We start from the raw sequence: 18552 nt of genomic DNA, 5'->3' as shown, positions 1-18552 counted from the left end.
TCCCGCTCAGCTTCGAAGGGAAGCTGCGCCGGGGGGGCCAGTGCCGGCCGCCGCCCAGGCGTCGCGGCAGCCGTCGAAAACGGACTTCCACGCAACGGCATGCAGCGTGGCGGAGTCGAGGAGGACCCCGTAGGTGTCCAGGACGACGGCTCGAAGCGGGCTCACTGCCTGATCACCCTGCGCCCGGTGATCCGGATCGCAGTGACCTTCATCCAACGGGTCCGCGGACCGCCGGCCCAGGGCAGGGAGTACGCGACGGCGTCGAGGCGACCGAGCTCCTCCCCGTCGGTGACGCCTCTTGCCTCGCCCACCGCCATAACGCTCCAGCCCAGGCGCGTGACGTCGTCGATGTGGTCGACCTCGAAGGCCACGTCGGTGCCGGCCGCCCGTGCGAGCACCGCGTCACCCGAGGTCCGGAAGGCGATGTCGCGGCCCGCCACCACGTAGTTGACCGGGAGGATCGCCGGACCGTCCGGAGTGAAGACAGCGACCCTGCCCACGCCGTGCGTGGACAGCAGCCGTCGGCACTCGCCGTCGGACAACTCGACGAGCTCGGCGTTCAGCGCGGCCGTTCCTCTGCCTGGCGGGTATTCCGTCGTCGCGCCGGAAAGATCCGCGGTGGTCGTCCCCAGCGCGTCGGCGAGGCGCAGGAGGGAGCCGATCGCCGGCGCTGCCGCGTGTTCCTCCAGGTAGGTGATGTACGCGCCGTCAGCGCCGCAACGCTCACCCAGTTCGTCGCGGGTGAGGCCGAGTTCCTCACGGCGCATGGCGATCCGCCGCCCGAGGTCAGTGCGTCCGGCTGGCGCCTCAGTGGCGCCCGGCCCGTGCTGGGTTCCACTCATTGTCTTCAGGTCCTCTCGGTGTCGGGGCTGGGTGGCCGGGACCGTGACAGCGTGTGCCGGGGTCGTGGCGACCGGCGGTCACGACGGCTGCCAGTCCGACAGGTCCCGTGCCGACCACGACGGCGGGGTCGGGCCCGACGTTCCCGTTCAGGACGCCCACGTCGTACGGGGTCGGGAAGACGTCGGTGAGCAGCACGACGTCATGGCTGCGGACAGTACTGGGCAGGTGGACAGAGGTGCCGCCCGTCTCGTGCCCGAGGATCCTGACCGTGTTCACCTCGGGCACGTCTGCGACGGTCTGTCCGGAGCCCTGGAAGGCGAGTGTCTTCACGACGCTCCCCTCTTCCCTTGCGTACCTCTAGGAGGTTTCATCGCCAGGCTGGACCAGGCTCGACCGCCCGCGCATGGGCCGGTCGGTCCCCTGCTTGGGCTTGTCGGCCCCCTGTCGGCCATCGCACTCGGTGCAATGGTGAGAACCGGATCCCCATACCGATGGGAGAGTGGGTCATGTCCGCTACCGCCTCGCCCAGACCCGCGCTTCTGCGGATGCTCGGTGCGGTACGCACGGTCACCGGCAGCAAGTTCCTCGTCGAGAGCGACCACGCCCGCGTCCTGGTCGACTGCGGGCTCTTCCAGGGTTTCGCGGACCTGCGCCGCCGCAACTGGGAGAAACCCGGCTTCAATGCCTCCGACCTCCGCGCTGTGGTCATCACCCATGCTCACCTGGACCACTGCGGCTACCTGCCGCGCCTGGTCCGGCACGGCTTCCGCGGTCCGGTCCTGAGCACCGCCGCAACGGCCCGGCTCGCCGAGATCGTGCTCCGCGACAGCGCCCGCCTCCAGGTGGAGGCCGCCGAGCACGCCAACAGCCACGGCTGGTCCAAGCACCGGACCGCGAGGCCGCTCTACGACGACACGGACGGCGAGAACACGCTGAACTTCTTCGACCCGGTCGAGGTCGGCAGCGAGATCGAGATCATGGCCGGAACCAAGCTGAAGCTGCACCACGGCGGGCACATCCTCGGCTCGGCCTGGGCCCACCTGACACTGGAGGACGGCCACACCCTGGCCGTCAGCGGCGACCTCGGCCGGCCCGCGAGCGTCACTCCTGCTCGACGTGGAAGTGGATCGGGCCGCGAAGAACGGACTGCGCCGGTACGGCGGCGGGTCGGCGACCAGCCGGGGTCGGTTGAGGCGGCGTACCAGTTCGTTCAGCGCGATCTGGGTTTCCCGCCGGGCCAGTGGGCCGCCGAAGCACGGGTGGATGCCGCCGCCGAAGCCGAGGTGCAGGTTGTCTCGCCGATCGGGGTCGAAGCGGTCGGGATCGCGGCTGCCCGAGGCCAGCATGAGCACGATCCGAAAGCCTTGGGGATCACCGTGTCCGCGACGGATCGGCCGAACAAGTCCTGGTCGCCATCGTCGATCTGCGCTGCCAGAACGGCGCCACCCGCACGATGATCCTGCGCAACGGCACGGTCTGCGTCACGGAGCGGGCGATCCGTGTCCATCGCCCCCATGACTGTCTCACCTGGGTCCGGGCGACAAGCCCGGACCCAGGTGTAGGGGCTTGAATACCGTCGCCGCAGCTGTCGGGTCAACCGCATGACGCTGGTGAGGATCGGAGTGGTGACACTCCGGCTGCTTTCGCCGAAATGCCGGACACGGCACCGGCTCCTGCCCGGAGATCGTCACGGGCTGGTATGGGCCCTTTCCGTGTAACGACGGCAGGTGGGGGCGACGCCACAACGCCATCCGCAAAGGCGCGTCGACCCCACGTCCCGCTTGACCGAGGCGTGCCGGAGGCCGGGGAAGGCCGGCTCGCCGGGACCCGTCGTCAAACGTTTCGTAGATCCTGCCTCGTTCGGGTGGCGGGCTGACGCTTTCCGTGATCCCTCGGGGTCCCGTACGTAGGCTCCTTGGTGCCCCCTTGAACACCGGGCAGTCGGACCGTTGACCGAGCACCATCCGGGAAGCCCCTAAGAGGGCATCTGATCTAGGTAGTTGGTGGTTTGGGATGTTCTTGTGACTGTAGGTCGTAGCGCTCGTTGTCCGGGACGTGACACCTCGACGTGCATATCGCAGTGACGTCTCCGATGCCCGCTGGGCGCTGATCGAGCCCGTGTTCATCGCCTGGCGGGCGGCCCGATCTGGGCCCGGGACGGCAGCGCGGGTGCATGATCTGAGAGAGATCGTGAACGCGATCCTCTACGTCAACCGCACCGGGATCCCGTGGGAGTACCTGCCGCACGACTTCCCACCGTTCAAGACCGTCTACGACTACTACGCCAAGTGGGAGACGGACGGAACCACCGAGCAGGTCCACGATCTGCTGCGGGACAGGACCCGCCGGGCGAACGCCCGAACGGTGGAGCCGTCCGCGGCCGTGGTGGACGCCCAGAGCGTCAAGACCTCCAGCAATGTCGCCGAGGCCAGCCAGGGCATCGATGCCGGCAAGAAGATCAAAGGGCGCAAGCGCCACCTGGTCACCGACACCCTCGGTCTGGTCCTGGCCGTCCTCGTCACCGCCGCCTCGGTCCACGACTCCGCCGGCGGCAAGGAGGTCCTGAACGAGCTGGCGGCGGCCCATCCGAGTGTGACCAAGGTGTGGGCGGATGGCGGCTACCAGACCAGCGTCATCCAGCACGGCGCAGGCCTCGGAATCGACGTGGAAGTGGTGCAGCGACCGAAAGAGAGGGGCTTCCAGCCGCTGCCCAAGCGGTGGGTGATCGAGCGGACCTTCGGCTGGCTGATGCAGCACCGCCGCCTCGCACGCGACTACGAGGCCCTGCCTGAAAGATCCCGAACGATGATCCACTGGGCGATGGCTAACAAAATGAGCCGCGAACTCACCGGAGAATCCTCACCAACCTGGCGAATCGAAATGGACATCCCACCCACACCAGCGTAAACGCTGATCAGATGCCCTCTAAGCGTTCCCGAAATGAGGAAGGTTCGGAGTCCTCAACTGGGCGGCTGTCCGCGGCTGCCGGGCAAGTCGGCTGGAAGGAAGTGCAGGGAGATGCGGTGGTCGGCTCAGCCCGCCTCCTCGCCCCTCAGTGGTCGAAGGAGGCGCGGGCCGCGTCTTTCGGGAGGCCCTCATCGAGGTGCTTGATCGCTCTGCGCATGTGGTCGGCGAGGAGTTCGATTTCGTCGCGGTCGACGCCGTGCCGGACCAGGAATCGCTGGATGACCGTCTCCTGGCGGTCCGGCAGCAGCGGGGAGGAGGGCACCTGCCAGCCGCGCATGCGCAGCAGGTCGGATAGGTCGAGGAGACTCCAGCTCATCGACGCAGGGTCGGTCAGCGTGTACGAGACGGCAGGCGGCGCCTGCGCCGTCGTAGAGCAGGGTGAAGGGGACCGTCTCGGCGACCTGTCGGGCCAGGTGCTGCGCGGTGTCGACACAGGCCTGGTAGACCTGCCGGTACCCCTCACGGCCGAGGCGCAAGAACGCGAAGTGCTGGCTGACGACCTGCCCGCCGGGGCGGGAGAAGTTCAGGGCGAGCGTCGGCATGTCGCCGCCCAGGAAGTCGACGTGGAAGACCAGGTCCGTCGGTAGGGCGGCCTTGTCGCGCCACAGCGCCCAGCCCACGCCGAGTGGCGCCATGCCGTACTTGTGGCCGGAGGCGTTGATCGAGGAGACACGGGGCAGCCGGAAGTCCCAGACCAGATCGGGGTGGAGGAAGGGCGCGATGAATCCGCCGGAGGCCGCGTCGACATGCAGCGGGACGTCGAAGCCCGTCTCCGCCTGCATGCGGCCGAGCTCGGCTGCGATCTCCGCGACCGGCTCGTAGGTGCAGGTGTACGTGACGCCGAGGATCGCGACGACGCCGATGGTGTTCTCGTCGACGTAACCGCGCAGCTGCTGCGGCTCCAGCCCGGTCCCCCCCGACTCCACCGGACCTGCCGCAGCTCCACGTCGAGGTACCGGGCGCCTTCAGGCACAGTTCCCAGGGGTCCGACAGCCTGTGTATCGCGGCGATTTGCATTCCCGCGGCCGTCGGCAGCGGCGTAGCGGCCATACGTGCCGTCAGGCCACCAGCGCGTAAATACCCGTCGCTGTCAGCCACAGACCGACGATCAAGGAGAGCGTGACGATGAGCTGGTTCTGGTTCTGCCCCAGCCAGGTCCGCAGAGCGTTCAGCCTGGCACTCGCGACCGCTGGTGCCCGGACCGTGTACGTCTCCATGACGATGAGGCTGAGCGTGGCCAGCAGGCAGTAGCCGATCAGGGCGAGCCAGTCGGCGAGGGAGGAAAGGTCCGCGGCGACGACCGTCGCGGCGCCGGCACCGACCAGAGCCCAAGGCTGCAGCAGCCAGGCCAGCAGGGCGGCCGTGGCCTGTGAGGCCTGGTCCACCCGAGCGGTCCAGCGCGGTGGGCCGTGCGGGGGCGGCGGCCGACGGCGCCGGTGCGCGCCGTACAGCACCAGCCCTACACCGATGGCGAGTTTCACACACGCCGCGGCCACCGACGGCGCGCTGTGGCGGGCCGGAGGCTCACCACCGGTCAGCAGCAGCACGCACGCGATCACCACGACCATGTTGGCGAGCCACGACAACAAGAACGCCAGGCCCTTGCGGACGCCATGCCGCGAGGCGAGCAGCAGGATGAAGGCACTGTTGTGCATGGGTCCCAGGGTGATGGCCGTACCGATCACGAGCAGGTCGAGCACCATCAGCGCAGTCACTCCCAGAGGTCGAGGCCATCCGCCGTCTTTGGACGGAAGAAGCGGGAATTGGGGTCGAGTTGCACTGTGACGGCACGGCATCCTGACTCTGCGGGCGGCGGTCCGAGCAGCCAAGCAGGCCACGCGCAGGTCCCCAACGCCGCACGCCGGGTTCGGGAGGAGGGTTTTCCGACCGAGCGGCACCGCGCGCCCCCCACCGAGGACACCGCGTCATCCGCCACAACACCCATCCGGCAGATCCGCAGCGCCGCAGGCACCCCCGCCTCCTCCTCGGCTGACAGCGCCCGTAAAGGCGTGACACACCGTCTTGAAGTCGATATCGGAGGTCTCACACTGCACTGCCCGGCGCGAGATCGCTTCGAACTTGCACTCTTCACTACCACAGGCGTGGGGCGTCGTGGTGCGCGAGTGCGTTCTCCCGCAGGTCCGGCGTGACGCGCAGTGTCCTGGTGAACCATGCGCCGTAGCGGTTGCCCAAGAAGGGAGCTGATGCTCCGTGGAGGATGACGCTCAGGCCCACGGTCACGGCGATGACCTCGCTCAGCAGGGTTCCCCCGGGTAGCTCCTCTTCCAGCGCGAGCAGGCCGAACACGAGGGAAGCGAGTCCGCGCGGACCGAACCAGCCGATGTAGGCGACGGAGGCGGGACGCAAGCCGGTGCCGGCCAAGGCGAGTGCTACGGGCAGTATCCGGATGATGGTGAGGCTGACCAGTGCGTAGACGACGACCCGCCACGTCAGGTGCTGGAGCGCGGGTCCCAGGATGACCGCGCCGAAGACGAGGAAGCTCAGCGAGGCGAGCAGGAGGCCTAGGCGTTCGGTGAACACGGTGCTCTGCGCGGGGTCCGAGTCCTGGGAACGGATGCCGAGGTCTGCGGGTGTCCGGCGCAGGTGGATGCCGAAGGCCAGGCCCGCGGCCCAAGCGCCGATGAAGCCGCTGCCCTCGCCCATGGAGCACAGGACGTAGGCGATGACCGGAACGGCGAGTACCAAGAACTGCCGCCAGTCGGAGCTGCTCCACCCTCGGGAGAGCGACCAGCGCAGCAGACTCGCCCCAATCCAGCCGGCCGCGACTCCGATGGCGCCGCTCAGCAGCAGCGCCCTCAGGAACGTCTCGGCAGCACCCGGATGGCCGTGCCCCTCATCGGCCGCCGCGAGCGCCAGCACGAAGAACGGAAGCGCCAGGCCGTCGTTCAGACCGGATTCGACGGCCAGACCGTCGCGGGTCAGCGGCGGCACCTGCTTGTTGGAGAAAGCCTGCTGCCCGAGCGCTGCGTCCGTCGGCGCCAGGATGATGCCGACCAAGGCCAGCTCCCAGACGCCCAGGCCGGGTAGCAGGGGCCAGGCGATCAGCCACCCCAGAGCCATCGTGACCGGCAGGCCCACAGCGAGCAGCCGCAGCGGCAAGAACTCCTCCCGGCGCAGGTTCCGGGCCCTGATCCCCGCCGCGTCGGCGAACAGCAGGAGCACCAGTGCGCTCTCCAGCAGCGTCCGCGTGACCTCGGGGTCCTTCGCCTGGTCCAACAGATCCAGGCCCAGCGGGCCGATCGCCAGACCGCACAGCATGAAAACCATCGGTCCGGAGAACACCGTGGTGGACAAGCGCCGTGAGAGCGCCCCGTAGCCGATGACCACACCCCCGGCGACCACGACGGCCCAGCCGTTCATTCGTACTCCTCATACCCGGCATTCATCGTCGACAGGGCGACCACGCCACGGGCAGCGTGCCGGGTCTCCCAGGAGCGCCCTCCCTCCTCACACAAAGGCATGAATTGTGACCTTATGGCGCTTCCGGTCAAGCCCCACGGGAAGCCTCCTCCGAACGCGCCGAGAACACACCGGTCGGCCCAACGCACGTCGACCGCGACGAGCCGGACGTGGCTGGGGACGCTGCCGACCTCCGCAGGAAACCCCCGCGTCTTGGCCTGCCTGGCCCCCGTGCGGCCTCGCCGACAATATTGCCCCTTGAATCACAATCTACTTATGCGGGTCCGATCGGGTGGTTCCCCCCACGTTGGCTGCGCCCCGCTTGCCGGATTCTGTGCTGCTACAGATCATTTCCCTGTCGGGGTCTGCTCCGCGTCTGCTTCGCGAGTCGTCGTTCCGTTACAGATATCTCGACGCCAAAGCGTGCCTGGCGGCATCTTTTCGACTTTGACGTGTCACCTCAAGACCCCTTATGGCCTGAGCATTGGAATCTCCGAATTTGGCGTGAAACAGTTCGCATGCGAAAAATCATCCGGCTTTGGCCGTATCGAGATGCCCGCGTGACGCGACATCCCATGTGTGCGAGGAGTGAGAGAAATGCGCAGAACCCGGTGGAAGCGTTTCGCCGCAGTATTGCTGCCGAGCCTCGTGGCCGCCGCTGCTCTGGTCTTGAGCCTGGCTCAGGGTGCCTTCGCCGCCTCTTTCTTCATCTCCGGAGAGAAATTCAAGCTCTCTGTGGACACCCTGCAGGCCAAGGGCCTGAGCCTGTACGGAATGGTGGATGTGACGCGCCGGGGCAAGGCCGTACCAGTGATCGTCACGGGAGCGAGGAGCGTGACGATCGACGGGCTGTGCCAGTCAGTACTCATCCCGATCCCTGTACTGGGCCCCTTCACCCTTCGACTCACGGGAGGCGATAAGGGAAATTCTGCCACCGCAACCAATGCATTCCTCGACACCGATCTCCTAGCGGCCTCCAGCGCGACGATGAACAACGTGGACATCGGCATTGCGGCAGGCTCGCTGACCACGGGTGAAGTGAACTCCGGGGACGAGAACTCCAAGTTCTTCGCCCCGAACACCATCGCGCTGCAGGGGACTTCGGCCACCCTGACCAACGTCCGTACCACCGGGGTTGCGGCCACGATGGGTTCCATCACCCTGCCTGGGATGAAGGCATCACTCCAACACGGTGACCACCAGTGCTTCTGAGCTGTACGCAATTCAAGGCCCTTATGGGACGGGGCCCCGCGCCTCGACCTCATTGGAGTCTTTGAGTAGAAAGTCATTTGCGTGACGAAAATGACCACGTCAACCGAATGGCGTGAGGCTCTCTCCAGAGCACTGAATGAATTCCAAACCTGGCGCGACAGCAGGCCCTTCTGGGCTGGGCTGCTGACACTTTCAGCGGGCTGGCCCATCCTGTATCTCGCCTATGGGGACCTCACCCTGGGGGGCGTCACCATGGCCCTGTCGACCGCTGCGGGTGCGGGGTCGCTGGTCATCGGGATCCTCGTCGTCACCCTGGGTCTTCTCATGTGGCTCCGGCCGCTCGGACGTGTCTTCGCAGGGATCGCCGCGATCCTGCTGTCGCTGGTTTCCCTGCCGATCGCCAATTTCGGCGGTCTTCTCGTCGGCGCATTGCTCGGTCTTGTAGGTGGTTCTCTGGCCTGCGCCTGGTCGCCCCCCAGCGAGGATCCGAACGGCGACGGCCAGAACGCCCTCCCCGCGACTCGAGAGACTGGTGGGCGCCATGCGCCGTGACGACACGGAGGAGGCCGACCGCGGCAGCCTGCCGGCCCCGAGATTCGCCCAAGTCTTGCGTCCTGTGAGGCAAACGGGCCCCTTCCCGCGGGTCCCGAGACCAGTCAGCCACCTCTTGGCACTGACTGCCCTACCGGCCGCCCTCCTGACGACCCTGGCCGTCGAATGGGGGGCAATGCCCGCAACCGCTCACCACGCCCTCCCGGCCGGCAGGAGCGCCCTGCCGAGCACCACGGCAGGAGTGGACGGAACCCCTTGCGCGCCATTGCCGGTGACAGCGCCGGCCGCCTCCAGCACTCCGGTCTCACCCCTCGCCGCCAACCCTCAAAGGTCCGGGAGGGCAAACCCGTCGGCCACGCGGGGCGGGGCCGCTGAGCCCAACACGGGCCACCAGGAGAGCCCAGGATCTCCCTTGCCCGGGCAACGGGGCTCCGGCACGGCCCTGCAGGCTCCGAGCGCCTCCCCTTGCCAGGTGACCCCCGGGGCCCGGCCACATACGTCCGAGAGTCCGGTGCCGCCTGCTGGGACGACACCGGCGTGCCCGTCGGCGCCCCCGATGTCCGCCGAGCCCACAACCCACAAGGCTCCGCCCTCGCGGACGCCCGACCGACCGGGCGGCAGCGCAGCTGTCGCCTGTGCCACACCGACCCCAGCAGAGCACAGCGTGCCCTTGGGCCTCGCCGAAGGTGCCTGGACGCTGAACTCGCCCAGGCTCGTGCTGCTCGACGGCGTGTTCCGCGGAGTGGTGACCGTCGAAAGCGAGGCGGGCCCGAAACAGCTGCTCGAATTCACCGCCCGCTCCCTGGAGGTGGCGGATCTCGATCTGGAGATGCGCCAGACCGTAGGGACCTGGCACCTGCAGGCCGCCCCCGGGACGACTTCCACCATCGTCGGAGACGACGTGACCCTGTACACAGAGAGGCTGGTCGGCACCTTCACCAGCACGCGGCAAGGGTCACCACCACCCGGCGACAGAGTCACCATCACCCCGAGCACCATTCCGCCGTGGCTCCTCAACCCGGCCGCCGCGGCATCGGGCTCGACCCCGGGGACGATCACGATCAAGGACGCCGTGGTCTCCCGGCTCCGTCTCGCGCGCGTGAGCCTGACCGTCCCGCGCGCTCATGTCCGCACGGGCAGCGCCTCGGCCCCCTTGCTGGGGTAGCAGGCCATGAGATACCTAGCCTGCTGGCGAGCCATGCACATCCTGATCCCGCCGTCGAAGTCGTACGCGATCTCTGAGTCACACATGTTCCCCAAGGCGACCGGCCAGCAGCCGGGGCCCAGATCTGCACCGCTCACGACCCGTTTGACCTAACACACCTCGGTGATGGAGGCACAGGCCTACCAGCTGTGTGATCTCGGCGATCGGCCCCCAGCCGCAGTCCGGTCTCGTCCCGAAGAGCATCTACCCCTGGCTGGGTTTCCGGATCGGCCTGATCGGCAACCCCGGCAGCTGACGGGCATCGGCGCCTGAGGGCTCGCCTCAGCCGGCGAGAGCAGGAAAGGAAGGCTTGTCGATGTATACGTTCGAGGTCCGCAGAACGGCGGACGCACCACCCGAGACCGTGTTCGGTGTCTTCACCGAACACCGCAAGTACGCCGCCCTCCTCACCGTCATCAGGAGTTCCGTTCTGGAGCGGGAGGGCGACCCCGCCCCCAACGGCGTGGGGGCCGTGCGAAAGCTGCACATGCCGGGCGTGACGGTCCGGGAACAGGTCACCGCGTACGAGCGGCCCGGACGTTACTCCTATCGGCTGGTCTCGGGGCTGCCCTTGCGGCACTTCAGCGCGACCGTGACCTTCAATCCAGTCCAGCGCCAGCGGACCGAGGTGGTGTACTCCGTGACCCTCGCGCCGAAGCTGAGTGTGCTCAAGGCGGTCATCGGCAAAGCAGCCAAGAAGGCCATCGCCGACTTCACGGACGCGGCCGTTGCCAGGGCGGAAGCTCTCACAGCCTCGACCGCTTCCAAGGACCACCCGCCGAGGTCGGGCTGACCGACCGGAACCGGCTACAGCTCCCAGGGCGCGCATCGAGTCGTAATCAATGGGCGGCTCGGGCGAGGTCCTTGATCCAGATCATCGAGGCGCGCAGGTGGAGGCCGGCGAGGTAGCTGTCCGGGGTCTTGTCGTACCGGGTGCACGACCGCGTCGGGCCGGGTGCGGGGGCGGCCGACTGGCCTGCGGACCTGGACTCCGTCTTGAACCGCCAGATCACGCCCTCGAACTGCTGCCGCAGCCGCTCGGAATACGGGCCGTACTCGCCGATCGGCAGGTGCTGCGCAATGAACTCTCATTCCTCGTCCGTCAGTTGCGCTCGCGTCATGCGGCAAGATCTACTCGTCCAGGCCCGCCACGCGGGCGATTCCCAACGTTTGCCGCACAGGCGCGGTCACGCATCCACATCGCCGGAGCGCGGCTGGGGCTTGCCAGTGCGGCAGTACGGGCCGTCAGTTCCGTGACCTCTCGCCCCAGACGGACGCATGCCCTGGCCGCCTCCGGAGGGACGCATGAGCAGCCAACCCACCGGAGCCTGCCGCCACGTCCGACGTCGCGTCCCGGGATCCCCGGAGAGCCGAGCTCAGGACCGGGGGGAGAAGGAGGCCGAAGGCGCGCCGCTGGCCTGGCCCGGGATGGTGGAGCTGTCCGTGCCGGTGTTCGTCTTGGAGGGGTCCACGCCGAGGGTGAGTGAGGCGTCGATGCCCTTTTGGATGTCCTGCTGGTCGCGCAATACCAGGTCTAGCAGCCCGGCCTTGGCTCCGCCGCCGGCGGCTGCGTAGATGGAGTCGACGTCGAGTTTCATGCGCGTGGCTTTGTTCGCAGCGTACGTCGCGAGGGTCTCGATCTTGGTGGCCGTCGCCTCAGCGAAGTACAGCTGCCCCGTGTGGCAAACCCGCCCACCCTGGTACCCGCTGTCGGTGTGCGTGCCGTCGACATGGACCTTGGTGTGGATGTGGAGGGCACGGCCGGCGTACCAGCCCGGGAAGACGGTCCGGAACTCCACGTTCCCGGCGCTGTCGGACATCTGCGAGCCGCGAAGATAGGTGAGCTGGTCCGTGGGCTCCAGGTGCAGAGAGCCGCCGGGCTGGCCGCCAGGCTGGCCGTCCGGCATACCGCCGGGCGCGCCGCCGGGCGCACCGCTGGGGAATCCACCGGTCGGCATGCCGCTTGGCATACCGCCGGACGGGCCGCCCGCCGGGATCCCGCCGACCCCGGCGCTGGCGTAGCCGGAGTAGACACCCAGTGCGTCGCACTGCCAGACCTCCACTGCGGCGTTGCTCAGCGGGCGGCCGGTGGTGGTGTCGACAACGTTGAGCCGCAGGGCGAGCGGGACGCCCGGCTTGCCCTCGGTGATGTCCTGCCGGAACAGCTCGTAGTCCAGGTAGTACGGGCCCTCCATCTGCTCTGCGGAGAGCCGAGCCGTCCCGGACGCGCTCGTGGATGCCGACGCGGAGCCGGACGGCGTGGAGCTGCCGGTCCCGCTGCTGCACCCGACGGCGCCGAGGCCGATGACTGCCATGCCGGCGCCTCCCAGGGCGAACAGCCTGCGGCGGGAGAGTAGCTGGGAGACCTGGTGGTTGTCCGGCTCTTCGTTGAACTCGGGTTGGTTCGTCATGGCGCGAACCTACGGATCAAGCCTGAGGAGAGAGTGAGAACCACATGTCAGCACCCTGTGTGGCGCTGGCTGGTCCAGCGGTATACCCGCTTGCCCCCATCGCCGAGCACACGGTGATCCATCGAACATCGCGACAATGTCAAACACTCCCAGCCGAGGAACTGCCCGGCTTCGCCTCTCGCAGAAGCAAGGACGCCCGACTCAGTCCCTCGACACGACCGTCGAAATCCTTGAGCACGCAGAAGAAGCCAGCACAGCCTCCACGGTTCTTTGATCACAACCGGATGCGCGCCCTGGTCCCCAGCTGAGGTACGGGCGGGAGCGGCGGCTTCCAGCGACCCTCACGCTCCTCACCAGTACCCGCGACGCACACCTGAGCTCCTCCAGGCTCAGGTGTTCCAGGACCGGTGTATTTCGGCGGAACTCCGCGAAGGGGGCGCACCAGTCACGGTCCGAACTCGCAGCGCACGGCACGGAGTATGAGCCGACTACGTCATGCGCTCCCTAAGCGTCAGGATCCGCTTCGGCCATCTTCTGCTGCGCGTCTGCGATCGCGCCCTTCAGGGCCTTCACGTGGTGGCCCTCCGCCTCGCCGACCGCCTTCCTGACCGCGCGGGTCACGGCCGGCTCGACCTTCCCGGCTGCCGAGCGCGGGTAGGCGACGATCAGTCCTGCACCACCGAGCGGGATGGTGGCCCCTGCCTGTTCCTCCAGCTTGGCAGCGGCTTTGTGATGAAGGAGTTTTCCGGCCCCGGCACCGATCGCCGCGCCGACCGCGGTCGCGGCAAGCAGCGGTGGTGCGAACAGCCCGACCACGAATCCGACGGCGCCCAGGCCCGCTGCGCCCTCGCGAACCATGTGGTCGGTCTCCTCCACCGACAGGTCGCCGTCGAGGTCCTTGGCCACGACCACGGCACCGTGCAGGTAACCCCCGCTCGCCAGAACCGCCTCGTAGTCCTCCTGCGCGGCGTCCTTCGACATGTATCCGCCGATCAGAACGTCGATCGTTTCGTCGTCGAATCTCATCGATCCTCCTTCCCGTTGCGGACACGTCTCACCCGGCGAGTCCGTTCCCGACGTGCCCGTGGTGGGTGGCGGCGTGCAGCTCGTCCTCGGCCTCGTTCGACAGGTGCGGCTTGGTGTCGAAGACGACCTTCTTGACGGTGCCGGTGAAGGCGAAGGGCTTCTTGTCCTCGTAGCTGAGGTCGACGACACCGCCGTTGTCGCGGCCTATGTCCATCCCCGAGTAGGCAGAGAAGCGGACCGGGACCGTGTGGTCCATGCGGCCGGTGGCGACGATCTTATCGTCGACCAGCAGGGTGACCTGCCCGCCGGTGGCGGGCTTGGGCGCATCAGCCATGAACTCCAGGCGGACGTTCACCTCGCCTGCCGGCAATTGCACTTCGGCCTGCTGCCGGTAGACGAACACGCCCATCATCGAGTACGTGTGAGTGAGCTTGCCGTCCTCGACGAAGAGCGAGAATCCGCCCAGATGGTCGGCCTCGGCCACGATCACGCCTTCGGCTCCCTTCGCCGGGACGACGAGATCGGCGCTGATCGTGTACGAGTGGTTGTAGATGCGCGGGATCATCCCCGACATGACGTTCTGGACGTCTCCCCGGTACTCGAAGTGGTCCACATCCGGCCGCGGCGGGAGGATGCCGAAGAACACCGACAGCGTGGAGAGCAGGGGCAGCACCTTGTACTTCTCCGCCTCCTGCCAGAAGAGCTCCTTCAACTCCCGCACCTTCTCGGGGTGTTCTGCGGCGAGGTCTTTCGCCTGGGTGAAGTCGTCGGGCAAGTAGTACAGCTCGGTCGGGTCCGCGTCCGGATCCCAGACGCCGGGCGCGTACGGTCTGAGCGCATGGGGTGTGAGCACCCACGGGATGCGCTCGGTCCTCATCGCCAGCCACCAGCCGTCCTTGTACATGGCACGGTTGCCGATGCTCTCGAAGTACTGCTGTGTATGGCGTTCCGGCGCGGCTGCGTCGGACAGCGAGTCCGCGAACGTCACACCGTGGTGAGGCTCCTGCTCGATCCCGTCGACATGAGAAGGGGCCGGGATCTTGGCGATGTCCAGGATCGTCGGCCCGATGTCGGTGATGTGGGTGAACTGCGAGCGCAGTGCGCCGGGGTCGGTGATGTGTCCTGGCCAGTGGATGACCATAGGGTCGCGCGTACCGCCCAGGTGCGAACCGACCTGCTTGCCCCACTTGAACGGAGTGTTGCCGGCCCACGCCCACGCCGCGGAGTAGTGAGGATCCGTGATCTGGGTGCCCCAGGCCTCGATGCCGCCGTAGCGCTCGGCCAGCTGGAGCTGCATCTCGTCGGTGAGCGGGATGCCGTTCTGCATCGTCATCTCGTTGAACGAGCCGGTGATGGTGCCCTCCATGCTGGCGCCGTTGTCACCCCAGATCCAGATGATCAGGGTGTTGTCGAGCTCACCGAGCTCCTCGATCGCGTCGATGACCCGGCCGACGTTGTGGTCGGCGTTCTCCGAGAATCCCGCGTAGACCTCCATCTGGCGGGCGTAGTAGGCCTTCAGCCGGTCGGGAACGTCGTCCCACGCGGGGAACGCGTCGTCACGCGCTGTCAGCTCCGCTTCTGCGGGGATCACGCCCAGCTCCTTCTGCCGGGCGAAGACCTCCTCGCGAAGCCGGTCCCAGCCCTGGTCGAACTTGCCCTTGTACTTGTCCGCCCATGCGGAGGCCACGTGGTGCGGGGCGTGGCTGCACCCGGTGGCGAAGTAGACGAAGAACGGCTTGCGGGCGTTCTGTGCCCGGACCCCGTGAAGCCACCCGATGGTCTTGTCGGCCATGTCATCCGGCAGGTAGTACGGGTTCTCCTTGTCGTAGAAGCTTTCCGGGGTGCCGATGATCTTCTGGTTCTCGGCGAGGCAGGGGTCCCACTGACCGGAGTCGCCGCCAAGGAAGCCGTAGAAGTAGTCAAAGCCCCATCCGTTCGGCCACCGCCCGAACGGTCCGGCCGGTCCCTGGTCGCCATCGGGGGTCAGATGCCATTTGCCGAACGCCGCGGTGGTGTATCCGTTCTCGGCCAGGACCCTCGGCCATGGCGTGCAATCACGTGGAACCATCGCCGTGTAGCCGGGGAAGCCGCTGGAGAACTCACCGACCGAGCCGAAGCCGACCGCATGGCTGTTCCGCCCGGTGAGCAGAGCCGCACGCGTCGGAGAGCACAGCGCCGTGAGGTGGAACCGGTTGTAGCGCAACCCCGCTTCGGCCATCTGTGTATAGCGTGGGGTGCTGATGGGGCCGCCGAACGTGCTCGGATTACCGAAGCCCGCATCATCGATGAGCACCAGCAGGACGTTCGGGGCTCCCTCAGGAGGTTCCGGGTGCCCGATGAGGTTCCAGTCCGGCTTCGAACCGTCGAGTGTCCTGTTACTCACCCCTTGGAACGGCGGCCTGCGTATCGGAAGCTTCGTACGGTCGAGCTCACTCATCGTTCTTCTACCTCTCGTTCACAACCATCCGCGCCGCGCCTGTGTCGGTCCGGGAACCAATTCCGCGAGTCATCCTCGGTAGCGTCAGGGACACGGCCTTCACGGCCTGCATGTGGTGGGACTCGCCCTGAGGGAGCGGACCTCCGGCGTGGTGGACGAGTCGGTCGATCACCACGGCGGCGACGGTCCCATCCCCCGAAGGCCTCTCCCCGGCACCCGAAGGGTTCGTTTGAGGTGACTATCGCTCTGACTCTGCAAACCTGTTCGAGGCGATCGGGAGGAAGCAGGCTGCGACCTCGGCATCGACCGGGATACAGCCCACTTCCTCACCAACAGGTGGGTGGCAGCCGGGCTTGACCAGCTCGTCCTGAGCCGGCCCCCGTGGCGTGGCGCGCCACGCTGTCGTCCCGTCGGTGACGGTGACCCCTTCATTGTCCGCCCGGATCACCCCGTCCGCGCGGGGATGGGCGGAGGAGTGACCCTACCGGGCGGGAAGCCGGTTCCCAGGTAGCTGTTGGCGCGTTCGACCTGGCCCTTCGGGGCCGATTCTCGGGGCCGAAACGAGACCCCTGTGATTGTCTGCATGCCCGCGAACGCGGCGAACTCGCTGGTCATCCCGCTCTGGCCGGCACCGGCTTTGTTGTCCCACGCAAGTGTTCGAAGCGGCTCCAATGCCGTCGGCGAGCAGGCACCAGTAAATCGGCCGCAGCTCGTCCGCGACTCGAGGTTCGTCGCCTGCGTCGCGAGATCAGCGAGCGCCCATCGTCCGCTGCGGAGGGAGGAATGGACCATGTGCCCGTTCGCGATCCCCCGCCGGAGCGGCAGCCTCAACGCGGGCACCGCCCTCGACCACCAGGAGCACAACGGTGACGCTCTTCCCAAGACGTTTCACCTCGCCCGGCCCGGCCGCTCGGTCCGGGCCCGCCAGGTCCTCCGCCAGGACGAACTCGCTTCGGAACAGGAAGGGTGCTTTCTCCCAGACGAGACATCGCCTACCCAGCGGCCGTATCCGCGGCGCCACTTGGCCGACAACCCCGCCACCTCACCCTCGACCACCCGGATGGCCCCCTTGAAGGAGTTCGGCTGACGGCGCAGCCGGCGTCGGCGCGCCAGCACTCCGGCCAGCAGGAACACGATCACGGTCGTGTCCACTCCCAGCACGGCAAGCAATGCAATCAGCATGCTGCAAGTCTGGTGTGGTGCGAAGTAGTGCGCATTCCCACCACCGTCGGGCCCTGGCACTGCAACTTACGCGAGCCGGTGTCGGTGAAGGTCACCCCCCTATGCCGTCGATCCAGCCATCCGACCCGAACAGCCTCTGCCCTTCAGGGGCGGCCGTGATCACGCCGATCGAAGGCCGGATGACCAGGAGGTCGGCGCTGGTCACGGGCGGCGGGGACGTCGCCGAGGCTCTCGCGGACAGGGCGAAGTCGATCAAAGCGGTCCGTTGGTGTGGGCCATGGCGGGGGTGACGTCCCGGTCGACGAGCTTGCTCCAGGCCAGCCGAACCGCGTGCAGGTCCGCGCCGAGATCTCCCGGTCGATGCAGACGGCATCTGACACGTCCAGGTGGGGACTTCGGCCAGGATGCGGGCCCACAGCCACCGTGCAAGGCTGACAGGCACACGGGCACGACCGCCTCATTCCCGGGCGCCCTCATCGCCCTAGCCGGTGGCGCTTCATATCAGTGGCGGTACCACGCTCGCGGGGTAGGGCGTGAACACCAACTCCCTCTGGCCGCCGCTTGGCCCTTCCCGGCCACCGTGCCCATCGCCGTCAACGTCTTCATCATGTGGGCGCTCTCGGGTGCTCATCGAGAGGACAGAAGCGCAGACATGACGCTCATCGATAGAACGGAAGCACAGACATGACATCGACTGACACAGAAGAACTGGGTCCTGTCGACTACCTCGTCGTCGAGTTCCCGCCGGCCACCTCGCACTTCACCGGCGAGATGGCCAAAGAGCTCGACAAGCTCGTCACCTCGGGGACCATCCGGGTCTTGGACCTGATCATCCTTACGAAGGGGACAGACGGCAAGATCGACGCACTGGAGGTCGATGACCTCGAGGGCGCCGGTGAACTGCGCGCCGCAGAGGCCAAGCTGGCCGGCCTTCTCGCCGAGGAAGACGTCGTCAACCTGGCCGCCGCCATGGAGCCCGGCACGACAGCCGGGGTGCTGGTCTGGGAGAACGTGTGGGCAGGGCCCTTCGCCTCCGCCGCACGCCGCTCAGGAGGCCAGCTCATCGCCAACGGACGTATTCCGATCCAGGCCATCCTGGCCTCGATCGAAGCCGACGAAGAAGGAGAATGAGATGCCCCTCGCACCCATGCGCAGAGGACGACGCGGAGTCATCGGCGCCCCCGTCGCCCGCACCGCGGCCGTCGCGGGTACGGCAGCTGTCGTCGCCCACGGGGTCGGTCGCCGCAGCGACCGGCGCGAAGACCGCCGGGACGACCGCCGCGACCGGCGCTGACCGA

At 67.6% G+C, this 18552-nt stretch carries 16 protein-coding genes and 3 pseudogenes; 8 read left to right on the top strand and 11 right to left on the bottom strand.

The window, feature by feature from the left end:
• Positions 1 to 161: 161 nt before the first annotated feature.
• Positions 162 to 842, bottom strand: a complete 681-nt coding sequence (locus ACFYYJ_RS06465) for a helix-turn-helix domain-containing protein (RefSeq protein ID WP_389129159.1) — start codon at positions 840 to 842, stop codon at positions 162 to 164.
• The gene (locus tag ACFYYJ_RS06460) at positions 808 to 1173 is read right to left on the bottom strand and encodes a hypothetical protein (protein WP_389129156.1); all 366 of its coding nucleotides are present in this window, start codon (positions 1171 to 1173) and stop codon (positions 808 to 810) included. The genes ACFYYJ_RS06465 and ACFYYJ_RS06460 overlap by 35 nt, the downstream gene beginning before the upstream one ends.
• A 161-nt stretch (positions 1174 to 1334) precedes the next feature.
• Between ACFYYJ_RS06460 and ACFYYJ_RS06455 the strand changes: the two are divergent.
• Positions 1335 to 1934: pseudogene (locus ACFYYJ_RS06455) on the top strand (MBL fold metallo-hydrolase); the annotation flags it as partial.
• Positions 1935 to 1944: 10 nt separating this feature from the next.
• On the opposite strand, the pseudogene ACFYYJ_RS06450 reads toward ACFYYJ_RS06455, so the two are convergent.
• Positions 1945 to 2228, bottom strand: a pseudogene (locus tag ACFYYJ_RS06450) (cytochrome P450); the annotation flags it as partial.
• 670 nt (positions 2229 to 2898) lie between these two features.
• Between ACFYYJ_RS06450 and ACFYYJ_RS06445 the strand changes: the two are divergent.
• Positions 2899 to 3750 carry an IS5 family transposase gene (locus ACFYYJ_RS06445; RefSeq protein ID WP_389129154.1) on the top strand — a complete coding sequence of 284 codons (852 nt, stop codon included), beginning with the start codon at positions 2899 to 2901 and terminating at the stop codon, positions 3748 to 3750.
• A 145-nt stretch (positions 3751 to 3895) separates the two neighbouring features.
• On the opposite strand, the gene ACFYYJ_RS06440 is transcribed toward ACFYYJ_RS06445, so the two are convergent.
• The 4 genes and pseudogenes from ACFYYJ_RS06440 to ACFYYJ_RS06425 form a co-directional block, all read right to left on the bottom strand.
• Complete coding sequence (locus ACFYYJ_RS06440; RefSeq protein WP_389130530.1) at positions 3896 to 4126, bottom strand: hypothetical protein; 231 nt, start codon at positions 4124 to 4126, stop codon at positions 3896 to 3898.
• A 112-nt stretch (positions 4127 to 4238) separates the two neighbouring features.
• A pseudogene (locus ACFYYJ_RS06435) lies at positions 4239 to 4736 on the bottom strand (pyridoxal-dependent decarboxylase); the annotation flags it as partial.
• A 132-nt stretch (positions 4737 to 4868) separates the two neighbouring features.
• Positions 4869 to 5513, bottom strand: a complete 645-nt coding sequence (locus tag ACFYYJ_RS06430; protein WP_389130467.1) for a GAP family protein — start codon at positions 5511 to 5513, stop codon at positions 4869 to 4871.
• A gap of 388 nt (positions 5514 to 5901) precedes the next feature.
• A complete protein-coding gene (locus ACFYYJ_RS06425; RefSeq protein ID WP_389129152.1) occupies positions 5902 to 7191 on the bottom strand; it encodes a cation:proton antiporter in 1290 nt (429 codons plus the stop codon).
• A gap of 636 nt (positions 7192 to 7827) precedes the next feature.
• On the opposite strand from ACFYYJ_RS06425, the gene ACFYYJ_RS06420 reads away from it, so the two are divergent.
• The 4 genes from ACFYYJ_RS06420 (at position 7828) to ACFYYJ_RS06405 (ending at position 10991) form a co-directional block, all read left to right on the top strand.
• Entirely contained in the window at positions 7828 to 8442 is a 615-nt protein-coding gene (locus tag ACFYYJ_RS06420; RefSeq protein WP_389129150.1) for a DUF6230 family protein, read from the top strand.
• Positions 8443 to 8532: 90 nt separating this feature from the next.
• The gene (locus ACFYYJ_RS06415; protein ID WP_389130464.1) at positions 8533 to 8994 is read left to right on the top strand and encodes a DUF6114 domain-containing protein; all 462 of its coding nucleotides are present in this window, start codon (positions 8533 to 8535) and stop codon (positions 8992 to 8994) included.
• Positions 8995 to 9664: 670 nt separating this feature from the next.
• A complete protein-coding gene (locus tag ACFYYJ_RS06410) occupies positions 9665 to 10159 on the top strand; it encodes a hypothetical protein (RefSeq protein WP_389129148.1) in 495 nt (164 codons plus the stop codon).
• 355 nt (positions 10160 to 10514) lie between these two features.
• Positions 10515 to 10991: an SRPBCC family protein gene (locus tag ACFYYJ_RS06405; RefSeq protein WP_389130461.1), complete on the top strand. Its 477-nt coding sequence runs from the start codon at positions 10515 to 10517 to the stop codon at positions 10989 to 10991.
• Positions 10992 to 11037: 46 nt separating this feature from the next.
• Here the strand turns inward: ACFYYJ_RS06405 and ACFYYJ_RS06400 are convergent, their stop codons facing one another.
• From ACFYYJ_RS06400 to ACFYYJ_RS06385, 4 genes are all read right to left on the bottom strand, one after another.
• On the bottom strand, positions 11038 to 11211 hold the full coding sequence (locus tag ACFYYJ_RS06400; protein ID WP_389130528.1) for a hypothetical protein: 174 nt from the start codon (positions 11209 to 11211) through the stop codon (positions 11038 to 11040).
• Positions 11212 to 11574: 363 nt separating this feature from the next.
• Positions 11575 to 12609: an intradiol ring-cleavage dioxygenase gene (locus ACFYYJ_RS06395; protein WP_389129146.1), complete on the bottom strand. Its 1035-nt coding sequence runs from the start codon at positions 12607 to 12609 to the stop codon at positions 11575 to 11577.
• 504 nt (positions 12610 to 13113) lie between these two features.
• Positions 13114 to 13635, bottom strand: coding sequence for a hypothetical protein (locus ACFYYJ_RS06390; protein WP_389129143.1), 522 nt, complete (start codon positions 13633 to 13635; stop codon positions 13114 to 13116).
• A gap of 28 nt (positions 13636 to 13663) precedes the next feature.
• Positions 13664 to 16072 (bottom strand): arylsulfatase, encoded by a 2409-nt coding sequence (locus tag ACFYYJ_RS06385; RefSeq protein WP_389129140.1) that lies wholly within the window; start codon positions 16070 to 16072, stop codon positions 13664 to 13666.
• 1866 nt (positions 16073 to 17938) lie between these two features.
• Here ACFYYJ_RS06385 and ACFYYJ_RS06380 point away from each other — a divergent pair.
• The gene (locus ACFYYJ_RS06380) at positions 17939 to 18385 is read left to right on the top strand and encodes a DUF6325 family protein (RefSeq protein ID WP_389129138.1); all 447 of its coding nucleotides are present in this window, start codon (positions 17939 to 17941) and stop codon (positions 18383 to 18385) included.
• Position 18386: 1 nt separating this feature from the next.
• Positions 18387 to 18548, top strand: a complete 162-nt coding sequence (locus ACFYYJ_RS06375; RefSeq protein WP_389129135.1) for a hypothetical protein — start codon at positions 18387 to 18389, stop codon at positions 18546 to 18548.
• The last annotated feature ends 4 nt before the right edge of the window (positions 18549 to 18552 follow it).

The sequence above is a fragment of the Streptomyces sp. NPDC002467 genome (assembly GCF_042889825.1).
Taxonomy (GTDB): Bacteria; Actinomycetota; Actinomycetes; order Streptomycetales; family Streptomycetaceae; genus Streptomyces.
Note: the sequence above shows the minus strand (reverse complement) of the source record. Positions and strands in the feature narration are given on the sequence as shown.